This is a genomic window from uncultured Cytophaga sp., assembly GCF_937863595.1.
Lineage (GTDB): Bacteria > Bacteroidota > Bacteroidia > Cytophagales > Cytophagaceae > Cytophaga.
Genome location: NZ_CALMGQ010000085.1, coordinates 1 through 10452 on the forward strand (window position 1 = coordinate 1; position 10452 = coordinate 10452).

Annotated in this window: 13 protein-coding genes; 5 read left to right on the plus strand and 8 right to left on the minus strand. The window is 35.8% G+C overall.

The annotated features are described in order from the left end of the window. Window positions 1-238: 238 nt before the first annotated feature. The 5 genes from Q0543_RS07630 (at window position 239) to Q0543_RS07650 (ending at window position 5223) form a co-directional block, all read left to right on the plus strand. Complete coding sequence (locus Q0543_RS07630; protein ID WP_299250968.1) at window positions 239-949, plus strand: NAD-dependent deacylase; 711 nt, start codon at window positions 239-241, stop codon at window positions 947-949. Window positions 950-1056: 107 nt separating this feature from the next. Then, complete coding sequence (locus tag Q0543_RS07635) at window positions 1057-1248, plus strand: cold-shock protein (protein WP_011585718.1); 192 nt, start codon at window positions 1057-1059, stop codon at window positions 1246-1248. A 305-nt stretch (window positions 1249-1553) separates the two neighbouring features. Beyond that, on the plus strand, window positions 1554-2714 hold the full coding sequence (locus Q0543_RS07640) for an iron-containing alcohol dehydrogenase (RefSeq protein WP_299250976.1): 1161 nt from the start codon (window positions 1554-1556) through the stop codon (window positions 2712-2714). 127 nt (window positions 2715-2841) lie between these two features. After that, window positions 2842-3282: a TerB family tellurite resistance protein gene (locus tag Q0543_RS07645; protein WP_299250978.1), complete on the plus strand. Its 441-nt coding sequence runs from the start codon at window positions 2842-2844 to the stop codon at window positions 3280-3282. A 216-nt stretch (window positions 3283-3498) separates the two neighbouring features. Beyond that, complete coding sequence (locus tag Q0543_RS07650; RefSeq protein WP_299250979.1) at window positions 3499-5223, plus strand: FAD/NAD(P)-binding protein; 1725 nt, start codon at window positions 3499-3501, stop codon at window positions 5221-5223. Between the two features lie 8 nt (window positions 5224-5231). Here Q0543_RS07650 and Q0543_RS07655 read toward each other — a convergent pair whose 3' ends face one another. The 8 genes from Q0543_RS07655 to Q0543_RS07690 all read right to left on the minus strand — a co-directional run. Beyond that, complete coding sequence (locus Q0543_RS07655; RefSeq protein ID WP_299250981.1) at window positions 5232-5447, minus strand: DUF2945 domain-containing protein; 216 nt, start codon at window positions 5445-5447, stop codon at window positions 5232-5234. 51 nt (window positions 5448-5498) lie between these two features. Continuing rightward, window positions 5499-6038, minus strand: a complete 540-nt coding sequence (locus Q0543_RS07660; protein ID WP_299250983.1) for a DUF488 family protein — start codon at window positions 6036-6038, stop codon at window positions 5499-5501. Between the two features lie 568 nt (window positions 6039-6606). Further along, a complete protein-coding gene (locus Q0543_RS07665; protein WP_299250985.1) occupies window positions 6607-7275 on the minus strand; it encodes a YiiX family permuted papain-like enzyme in 669 nt (222 codons plus the stop codon). Between the two features lie 33 nt (window positions 7276-7308). After that, on the minus strand, window positions 7309-7671 hold the full coding sequence (locus tag Q0543_RS07670) for an iron chaperone (RefSeq protein ID WP_299250987.1): 363 nt from the start codon (window positions 7669-7671) through the stop codon (window positions 7309-7311). A 187-nt stretch (window positions 7672-7858) separates the two neighbouring features. Beyond that, the gene (locus tag Q0543_RS07675; RefSeq protein WP_299250989.1) at window positions 7859-8113 is read right to left on the minus strand and encodes a DUF6755 family protein; all 255 of its coding nucleotides are present in this window, start codon (window positions 8111-8113) and stop codon (window positions 7859-7861) included. Between the two features lie 14 nt (window positions 8114-8127). Next, window positions 8128-8646, minus strand: a complete 519-nt coding sequence (locus Q0543_RS07680) for a Rieske (2Fe-2S) protein (protein WP_299250991.1) — start codon at window positions 8644-8646, stop codon at window positions 8128-8130. A gap of 9 nt (window positions 8647-8655) precedes the next feature. Next, on the minus strand, window positions 8656-9228 hold the full coding sequence (locus tag Q0543_RS07685) for a 4Fe-4S dicluster domain-containing protein (protein ID WP_299250993.1): 573 nt from the start codon (window positions 9226-9228) through the stop codon (window positions 8656-8658). Between the two features lie 12 nt (window positions 9229-9240). Next, window positions 9241-10452, minus strand: a 1212-nt coding sequence (locus Q0543_RS07690; protein ID WP_299250995.1) for a molybdopterin oxidoreductase family protein, incomplete at its 5' end; no start/stop codon positions are given.

Sequence of the window (10452 nt, forward strand, 5' to 3'; positions counted from 1 at the left end):
AGGCAAATTATTACCAATCATTTCCTACGTTTACAAATCACAAAATTCAAAAAACAAATTCCAAAATCGATTTGTTATAGAACTTAAAAGGAGAACAGTTAACTGTTCTCCTTTTTTTATGTTAAATAAACGAAAGGACTTTTTAATCTTTACCCTTTAACACGTTAAACTTTACACTGTTTATATCCGTTTGGAATTTGTTTTTTTGTATTTTGGAATTTGTTATGAAACAATTAAAATGAAAAATGTAGTTATATTAACCGGCGCTGGCATCTCAGCAGAAAGTGGCATCAATACCTTCCGCGACAGTGGCGGTTTGTGGGAGGGTCATGATGTGATGGAAGTAGCATCTCCTGAAGGATGGAGAAAGAATCCTGCGTTGGTACTAGACTTTTATAACAAGCGTAGAAAAGATGTATTGAACGCAGAACCCAATACGGCACACCGAGCTTTGCTTGAATTAGAACAGTATTTCCATGTTGATATTATAACACAAAATGTTGATGATTTACACGAACGAGCTGGCTCCACACACATACATCATTTACATGGAAAACTATTTGAAAGTAGAAGTACGTTAAATCCTAAAAAAATCTATCCCATATCGGGTTGGGAATTAAATTTAGGAGACAAATGTGAGAAGGGATCACAATTGCGCCCCAATATTGTATGGTTTGGCGAGGCTGTACCAATGATGGAATTTGCGGCAGAGCTCACTTCCAAAGCAGATGTTTTTATAGTTATTGGAACATCTTTACAAGTGTATCCCGCAGCAAGTTTAATCGACTATGTTTCAAGTGAAGTGCAGATAATTGTGATTGATCCCAATATCCCTAGTATGAAAAAACATCCTAATTTGACCTTGATTCATGAAAAAGCAAGTACAGGAACTTCTCGTATTGTGAGCGAATTAATAGAAAAGTACAAATTAAATCGAATAAAAGAATAATTATCACAAAATAGTACAACAAAGAAATCTTTTAAAAAAAAAGCTATCAATTGAGCATTTTATAAATTATTTCTGTAAATTTGGATAAATTAATAACATCAATAATAATGAATAACGGAACAGTTAAATTCTTTAATAACTCAAAAGGTTTTGGGTTTATTATCGAAAAAGAATCAGGAAAAGAATATTTTGTACACGTTTCAGGTCTTGTTGACGAGATCAGAGAAAATGACGAAGTAACTTTCGAACTTGAAAAAGGAAAAAAAGGACTAAATGCAGTAAATGTTAAACTAGTTTAGTTTTAATATATACCAATCATTTAAGAGTTAAAGCCTCGCATTTTGCGAGGCTTTTTCTTTTTAGAGAATTAGTGTACAGTGGTGAGGCATCAAATGTTATGCTTACAACTATAAACCAAACAACATTTTTATTTATTTTTTAATTTATATAAGTCCTCAAGAAGAACAATTGGATTAAAATTTCTGTTCTCAAAATGAAACTGCTGTGTAACGATTAAATTTATTGATACTTATTTAATAATGAACATTGTTCATTAGCACGTGAAATTTATCATTCATAATTCATAATTCATAATTCAATCCTCATGCTCAACTTCGAATTCAAAAACCCTACAAAAATCCTTTTTGGGAAAGGACAAATAGCCAACCTTGCGAAAGAAATACCAACCAATGCAAAAGTGTTGATGTTGTACGGAGGCGGTAGCATTAAAACGAATGGCGTTTACGAACAAGTAATCGCAGCATTAGCACCCTACGAAGTAATTGAATTTGGCGGCATTCCTGCGAATCCAGAATATGAAATACTGATGGATGCACTGGCAATTATTAAGAAAGAAAAAATTACCTATCTATTGGCTGTTGGCGGCGGCTCTGTAATTGATGGTACCAAGTTTTTATCATCCGCTGCACTATACGAAGGTGCAGAACCTTGGGACATATTAGCGAAGCCCATACGCACCGAAAAAGGCATGCCCTTCGGAACGGTACTTACCCTTCCCGCTACAGGATCCGAAATGAATTCAGGTGCTGTAATTACCCGTCGTTCTACACAAGAAAAATTAGGCATGGGCGGACCAGGTTTATTCCCTCAGTTCTCTGTATTGGATCCTGAGGTGATACAATCGATTCCCGACAGACAGATAGCCAATGGAATAACCGATGCATTTACACACGTTCTGGAGCAGTATATGACCTACCCTGCGCATGCGCTACTACAAGATCGTATTTCAGAAAGCATTATGCAGACTTTGATTGAAATAGCACCAACAATCATGAAAGACAAAACAAATTACGATGTTGCCTCTGATTTTATGTGGTGCTGCACCATGGCTTTGAATGGTATGATTCAAAAAGGTGTACCAACCGATTGGTCTGTACATGCTATTGGCCATGAATTAACTGCTTTATACAATATTGATCATGCACGTACACTTGCCATCATAGCACCTAGCTTGTATCGATACAAATTCAATAGTAAAAAAGAAAAATTAGCCCAATACGCTGAACGTGTATGGAATATTAAAACAGGAACGGTTGAAGAAAAAGCAACCCTTGCGATTGAAAAAACAGAATCGTTCTTCCATTCACTTCACATTAAAACAAAATTATCTGAGTACACAGAAAGCTATGAAAAGGCTGCAGCATTTGCATCTGAACGCTTAAAAAGCCGAGGATGGGTTGCTTTAGGCGAACATAAAGACATCAAACCAGAAGATGTATTTAAAATCGTTGAAATGGCTTATTGAAAAAATTACTAATTACGTATAAATAAACCAGTTGAAAATTAGTAACTTTAAATGAAATCTAGTCAATATATTCATATCGTATATGAAACATAGTTAACAAATAGAATTCATTCAACACCTAATTGATATGAGCATTTTAAAAAAGATATTCGGATCTTCTTCCTCATCCCCAAAAAAATATACCCCTGAATCTGAACAGGAAGCATGGATTGCTATTATGTATGCATGCATGCATATTGATGGACATATTTCAGATTCTGAAATTGAAACGATGTTTCACATTTTAGAAGAGCAACCTTTATTCCATAGAAAACATGTTGCTGATTATTATAGACCTGCCATGCTTGCACATAGAAAAGTAGGAAGCGATGCTTTAATTGAACATAGTGCCGTTTGGATTGAAGAAGACAATAAAGCAATTCTGTTTGGTTTGATAATGAAATTATTATTGGCTGATGGCGTTTTATCTGACACAGAAAAAGATATTGCTGAACATTTAACAAAAGCAATGCATTTGGACATGAAAGTAGCAAAACAAATTGTAGATGAATTGCTTGTTCAAGGTTAAGGAAATAAGTAGACATACCTATATCGAAAAGAGGAGCATTTTATGAATGCTCCTCTTTTTTTTTGAATGAATTCATTAACACCATCAATTACGGAATGGTAAATTACTTGGTATGAAATCTTACAATTAATTTATTTGAAAGGCAATAGCCGTTTTTTATAAAATATTTTAAAATTCATATAAATATATTTCTGAATTGAGTCGATAAATTGCTTTATGAATTCAAGTAATGTGATTACTAAGATTGCACTCATAGGCGGCGGACCAAGTGCATTGTATGTTTGCAAAAATTTAATTTCAAGTGCTTCGACAAACATTGAACTACATATATTCGAAAAATCAGACACATTAGGTGCAGGAATGCCCTATAGTATTATTGGGGCGAATGATGAACACATAACAAATGTTTCGGATAACGAAATACCGGAGTTATTAAGCCCGATACATGATTGGGTCAAAGAAGCACCACTAGAGTTGTTGAACCATTTTAATATAGACCCAACTACATTTAACGAATACAAAGTTCTGCCAAGATTATTTTTTGGCCGTTATCTATCCGCCCAATTTGAAAAAGTAATCGCCTTAGCTAAAACTAAAGGCATTGCGGTTCACGTATATTTAAATCATAAAGTTGTCGACATTGAAGATGTACAAACACGCAACGAAGTGATCGTAAGTACGGAGGAAGATAAAAAACGCACATTTAATAGATGTATTATTTGTACGGGTCATTATTGGCCGAAAACACTTGAAGGCAACATACCGAATTACTATGATTCACCCTACCCTCCAAGTAAATTAGAAAGAACGTTTAATCATCCCGTAGCCATTCGTGGTTCTTCCTTAACGGCGATAGATGTTATACGAACCTTAGCTGCAGCTCATGGTCGTTTTGAAAAGAATGACACTGGTGAAGTATGCTATATCCGATCAGAAACATTTGAGGATTTTAGAATGGTACTACATTCTAGAAATGGTTTACTTCCTGCTGTGCGTATTCATTTGGAAGAATCGCAAGCATCAAGCCATAATCTCATACACCCAGATCAGGTACTAGAAAACAGAAAAACAAACAATGGATTCTTATCCTTGGATTTTGTTTTTGAAATGGCTTTTAAAGATGCCATCAAAGAAAAAGATCCAGATTTTTACGCGCGCATCCAACATAAAACAATGGAAGATTTTGTGCAGCTAATGATGCGTTACAGACTGCGATTAAATCCTTTTTCCCTGTTTGAAAAAGAATGTGTTGAAGCAGACATATCCATACATACACACAAACCTATTTTTTGGAAAGAAATATTAGCTGCATTGAGCTATGCAATGAATTACCCTGCGAAATATTTTTCGGCAGAAGATATGCTACGCATTCAACATACCTTGAGCGAATTGATAGCAAACATTATTGCATTTGTTCCGCAAGATTCTGCAAGAGAAATTTTAGCATTACATAAAGCAGGGGTATTGGACTTAATACGCGTAGATAGAAAAAGTACTGTGGAACCTGTACAAACAGGCGGTGCTGTTTATTCCTATATGGATACAAATGGCAATCGACAGTGCCAAAATTATAAAACATTTATAAATGCTTTTGGTCAAGCACATTTTCCAATTGAAGTTTTCCCATTTAAATCATTAAATAAAAAAGAAACAATTTCTCAGGCAACGTTAAAATTTAAAGATGTTTATGCAGCTGAGACTGAAATATCTAAGGGAAATAAAGACGTTCATAAGAATCGTGATGGTACTTACAGCTTGTATGTTTCTGGAATTGCAATCAATGATTTCTTCCAAGTAGTGGATCAAAATGGAATTGGAAATAAACGGGTCTACATTATGGCTGTTCCATTTATATCGGGCTACAATCCAGATTATTCAGGATTGGATTTCTGCGAGAGAGCTTCTAGTGTAATAACTGAAACAATATTAACAATCGACTAAGAACGAATTCAACTCTTCAATTTTGTTAAGGCTGTACCTTTGTGCGCTGCAATGTGATCTGATTTATCGCTTTTAATTTCATACTGTGGATCTTCTTTTGAAGCGTGATGGGTATAGCCTTTATAATCAAAATCCTTTGTATGCATTTTTATAATAGTTCCAGAAACTCTCCCCGATTCTGAATTCCAACTTACATGATCCCCTTTTTTGAATGTCGTTTCCATCGTTTTGTTTTTATATTAATTGAATATAACCGAACTTCATTTCCACATTAATTATTCAACTACATCTGAATAATCCACCGTAGTACCAACGATACGTGCAGGAGCTGTATAGCGATGTTCTTGACTCTTCCCTTCTGCCATAATATGCAATACATTCCACCCGGCAGCTTTTAAATAATCCGATATCATAGATCGATGACAGCGCCACCAAAGTACTTCCGAACACATGATTACACTGTGTTGATTGGATGCGATACCTTCTAATTTCAACACGCCATTTTTAAACGCATCGTTTTCCATATAATCTGCATACCCTTTGAAGGAAACATTCTTCCAGGTATTATTTTTAGAATCTTTTGACACTTTTCTTCTTCCACCCAATTCTTCTAAATGGATGTATTCTATTCCATTATGTTGCAAGGTTTCTTTTAAGGCATCTTGATTGAATTGAGGATACTTTCGAGAACCTGGAAAACGTCGCACATCCACAAGTGTTTTTATGTTAAATGATTGTAACATCGCTAGAAAAACTTCTATGGTGTGTGTAGAATGCCCAATGGTATATATCGTTTGTTGCTTCACGTTATTCATGATTCAATCATTTAAATAGCTGTAAATAAATCTATACAATTATTTTGTAGACAGAATTGATTTTTAAATTTTCAATTTTAAGTTTTTATTCAAATTCACGACTCGATTTTGCCCTTTAATAAAGTACAAAATTTTATATGGGGATGCAAGTATCTGCAAAAGTGATTACGGAAATCTATAACAGTCTAGGTTTATACCAGGCTGTTGGTGATTGGATTTGTAAGCCAATATTGTTAACATAGAAACTGATACTCAATCCAAATCCATTTTAGCCCTATGTTTATTCGCCAAGGTTGCGCCTTTCGGCCAAGCTTCCTCAATGTTTGGACTAATTTCAAATAAGATATGGTATTATATAATTGATCCTCATTATTGAAAATATGGTTTTAAAAAATAAGTAGTCTGAACAACTAAAAATTGGTCAAACGAATTCTTCAAATAATTACATAGGTTCTTTATCTACTTTACCTACTTAAGCAAACGACATTGGATGCATACGTGCTTTCCTCAGATAATTGAGTTTGCAATGCCATTATTCCATCGTAGAACATCAATGATCAACCTATTATTAATTACTCGACACGGTTTCCAATAAAGCACTGTCAAAAATGGCCACTGGGGAAATGACAGTTTCTTCCATTGGAATCGTATTGCCATAACGTTCTTTCATTTTCTTCTGAACAGCTTCATTCGTCAAATTAAAATCGCGTAATTTTTCAAGTTTACCCACTTCAATTCCTGCACCACGTTGATAGACCTTCCATATAAGTTCCGAACAATATATCTTATCGTCGCTCCATTCAAACGTTACATCATAGTTTTTACCCATAAATGTTTCTCCAACGTTTTTCATTTTCTGCAATACCGTTGGACTTAAAATAACATCTGCATTTTTTAAACGTTTCACCACAAAATGTGCATCCTTTCCACGAGCAATCCAAACATTCAATGGCGTTCTTTTAACGGGTTGAACAGCTTCAAACACAAAGTAATCCGCACCTTCTTTATAAATCAAGCCACAATGTGAGTAGGTAGAATGCGTAGCAAGCTGTATCGCTTTGCTTTGACTCGACAAGGAGGTTTGGAAAATAATATCCCCATTTTTAAATATACTTTTATCAATCAATGTATTGATTTGTGCTATTTTGCGCTTGGGATTAAACCATTTTTTATTCGCATACCATGCAGCAAATAAAACCAAGCCCACGAATCCAAAAATAATGAGTGTCTTTTTCATGTCAATACTATTATATATGTTTGCGCATACATTTCAACTCTTCGCAGCATTCAATTGTGCATGCCTGAACAAAACCTGCTTTATTATTTTGGAAGGAACTTCTTGTCCAAATTTAATTTGCACGGTTCCCTTCCCTGTTTTAAATCCATTTGTTTCAAACAGACTACGTTCTTCTTCACTCAAGCCACCTTCACTAAAACCAATACTTACGTGCTTTGCATAAACAGCGAATCCTGTCAATACTCCATTTAATGTATAATTCGGAACATTCCATGCAATGCGTTCTTCAGCCTTGGGAACAGCAGTTTGAATAATGCTCCGCAGTTCTTTCATAATTACTTGCGCCTCTTCTGATGCTTGAAGAATGTATTGGTTTACATCTGTAGGTTTTTCCATGGCAGGACTTTTATTGTTTATAAATTAGCTATTAAAATACGAATTTTAACATTCAAATCAATCTAGTTTTAACAATGCACCAACTATGTCCTTCCTCTTTTAATAGAATTGTACAATCCAACAAAAAACGGTCTACCGAAGCAGACCGTTTTTTGTTTTAAAATCACTAATCTGTTTATCGAATGCGCTAATCCTTGTTATTATTTATATTACCCGTTGGTAAAAAGTACAACATACCAAAACCAATTAAAAACAAAATCATCGAAGCAATAAAAGCCGGTATCAAAATTTCTTTGTTATTATCTAAGGCATTATTTAAGGAAGCATACAACAACCAAATTTGCATCGTTACATTCAAGATTAATATAAAAATAACCGTTGAAAGAATCGCATTTAATTTATTTGGATTCGCTTTGTTTTGACTTGTTCTAAACGTACTCATACTATCCAGTTATTTTATCCAAACTTTTCACTTTTTTTAATCGCTGCTTTCACATAAATATCATTGTCTTTAAAAAACACGTGAAGCTTCGGTAAAGCACGTGGTGGCGGTCCTGCAATCACATCTCCTGTTACTGCATCAAATGAACCTTCGTGACATGGACAATGGATAATTCCCGTACCAGGTTTGTAGAAAACCGAACACGAAAGGTGGGTACATTTTTGTTCATAGGCTTTAAACTCTCCTGTTTCCAGATGAACCAAAATGTAGGGAATGGTACTTCCTTCAATTACAAATGCACGTGTACCGCCTGAAGGTACTTCGTCTTTCTTGCAAACAAAATGATCGCCTTCGAGTTCTTCTTTTGGGTAAAGATGCGCTTTCACAGCAACCAATCCACTACCAACCATCAAACCTCCTGAAACGAGCGTCAAAAACTTTGCAAAATCACGACGACTCACATTTGTTGCTTGTTGCTTCAGTATTGGAAAATCTTTTTTCCAATTTTCATTTAAATTATCTTCTTTTGACATAGTGCTGTATTAAAAGATTCTCAATTCGGTACTGTCTTTCGGCATCATAATATTGACTTTGGTATTGACAATTTCGTGACCAAATAAGAAAGAGTTTACAGGCGAACTATTTGGACGCATTTCTCTTATTTCTTCTCTCGTACCAAAGAACAAGGCACCACTCGGACAAACCGTTGCGCACATTGGTTTTTTACCTACACTCGTTCTGTCGTAGCACATGTTGCATTTCATCATCAAATCAAATGCTTCCTCTTTCTTCGGCACACCAAACGGACAAGCCATTACGCAATTTGAACAACCAATGCAACGCTCTGTATTTGCCGTATGCACAATTCCGTATTCATCTTTAGAAATGGCATCTGCAGGACATACATTCGCGCATACCGGATCTTCGCAGTGCATGCATACTTGTACAGTAGTTTGCACCGTAGAGGCTCTATCCACATAATTTACGTGAATCATAGATTCATGCCCATTCGTTTCACATTCTGCACAGGCCATTTCACAGGCCTTACAGCCAATGCAACGCTGCATATCTACAAAAAATTCTAAATTCTTATTGAAGTTGGTTTGATTTGTCATGCTTTATATCGTTTAAATACTTGCGTAGGCCATGGAATCTTTTGAAGGTGGTGCAATTTCCTTCAATGGTTCCAAATGACAAGCACATACTTTAAATTCTGGTATTTTTGAAATCGGATCTAACGTTCCGGGTGTTAACTGATTTGCAGATTTTTTCCCCGACCAATGATAGGGTATAAAAACGGTATCCTCACGTATGGTTTCTACAATGTTCGCAGGAAAAATCCCTTCACCTCTACGACTCGATACACGGACCAATTCACGTTGTTGAATACCATATTTTTTTGCCAAGCTTGGGTGTATTTCCAACAAAGGTTCTGGATATTGATCTACTAATTTACCAATTCTACGCGTTTGCGTTCCACTTAAATATTGAGAAACAACACGCCCAGTAGTTAGTATTACCGGATACTGTTCATCGGTTACTTCTCCTGGAAGTTTATAGGGTGCAGGATTAAAATGTGCTTTGCCATCTGGCGTTTTAAATTTACGGTCTTCCCACAAACGCGGCGTGCCCGGATGGCCTATCGTTGGGCATGGCCAGAAAACACCCATTTCGTCTTCAATTCTTTTATAGGTTATACCATAATAATCGGCTGTACCTCCCTTAGATGCTACGCGTAATTCATTAAAAATTGCTTCACTACTATCGTAGGTAAATTTATCTTCCGCACCCAATCGTTTTGCTAATTCCAAAATAATGGATGTATCTGTACGGGCATCACCTGGCGGCGTAACTGCTTGGCGAATACGAATCACACGTCCTTCTGCAGAAGTGGTTGTACCCTCTTCTTCTTCTTGTAATGAACCTGCTAACACAATATCTGCATGGCGAGCCGTTTCATTTAAGAAGAAATCAATACACACATAAAATTCTAATTTCTCTAAGGCTTCTCTTACATAATTGCTGTTTGGTAAAGACACCAAGGGATTGAAGCAAATTGAAATCAATCCTTTAATTTCGCCTCGATGTATCGCTTCAATGATTTCATAGGCAGACAAACCCTTGCCTGGCATATCTTTTTCATTGATGCCCCAAACTTCTGAAATGTATTTTCGATGTTCTGGATTTTCAATATCTCTGTTACCCGGCAATTGATCGCACTTGTGACCATGCTCTCTACCGCCTTGCCCGTTTCCTTGTCCGGTGATGGTTGCATAACCGCAATAGGGTTTGCCAAGTCTACCGGTAGCCAATACCAAATTGATACAGCCCAACACATT

Excerpts from the sequence above, each read along its gene's own strand:
- Q0543_RS07645 (WP_299250978.1), top strand. The coding sequence starts at position 2,842 with ATGAGCATTTTAAAAAAGATATTCGGATCTTCTTCCTCATCCCCAAAA.
- Q0543_RS07660 (WP_299250983.1), bottom strand. The coding sequence starts at position 6,038 with ATGAATAACGTGAAGCAACAAACGATATATACCATTGGGCATTCTACA.
- Q0543_RS07630 (WP_299250968.1), top strand. The coding sequence starts at position 239 with ATGAAAAATGTAGTTATATTAACCGGCGCTGGCATCTCAGCAGAAAGT.
- Q0543_RS07655 (WP_299250981.1), bottom strand. The coding sequence starts at position 5,447 with ATGGAAACGACATTCAAAAAAGGGGATCATGTAAGTTGGAATTCAGAA.
- Q0543_RS07640 (WP_299250976.1), top strand. The coding sequence starts at position 1,554 with ATGCTCAACTTCGAATTCAAAAACCCTACAAAAATCCTTTTTGGGAAA.
- Q0543_RS07670 (WP_299250987.1), bottom strand. The coding sequence starts at position 7,671 with ATGGAAAAACCTACAGATGTAAACCAATACATTCTTCAAGCATCAGAA.
- Q0543_RS07680 (WP_299250991.1), bottom strand. The coding sequence starts at position 8,646 with ATGTCAAAAGAAGATAATTTAAATGAAAATTGGAAAAAAGATTTTCCA.
- Q0543_RS07665 (WP_299250985.1), bottom strand. The coding sequence starts at position 7,275 with ATGAAAAAGACACTCATTATTTTTGGATTCGTGGGCTTGGTTTTATTT.
- Q0543_RS07650 (WP_299250979.1), top strand. The coding sequence starts at position 3,499 with ATGAATTCAAGTAATGTGATTACTAAGATTGCACTCATAGGCGGCGGA.
- Q0543_RS07675 (WP_299250989.1), bottom strand. The coding sequence starts at position 8,113 with ATGAGTACGTTTAGAACAAGTCAAAACAAAGCGAATCCAAATAAATTA.
- Q0543_RS07685 (WP_299250993.1), bottom strand. The coding sequence starts at position 9,228 with ATGACAAATCAAACCAACTTCAATAAGAATTTAGAATTTTTTGTAGAT.
- Q0543_RS07635 (WP_011585718.1), top strand. The coding sequence starts at position 1,057 with ATGAATAACGGAACAGTTAAATTCTTTAATAACTCAAAAGGTTTTGGG.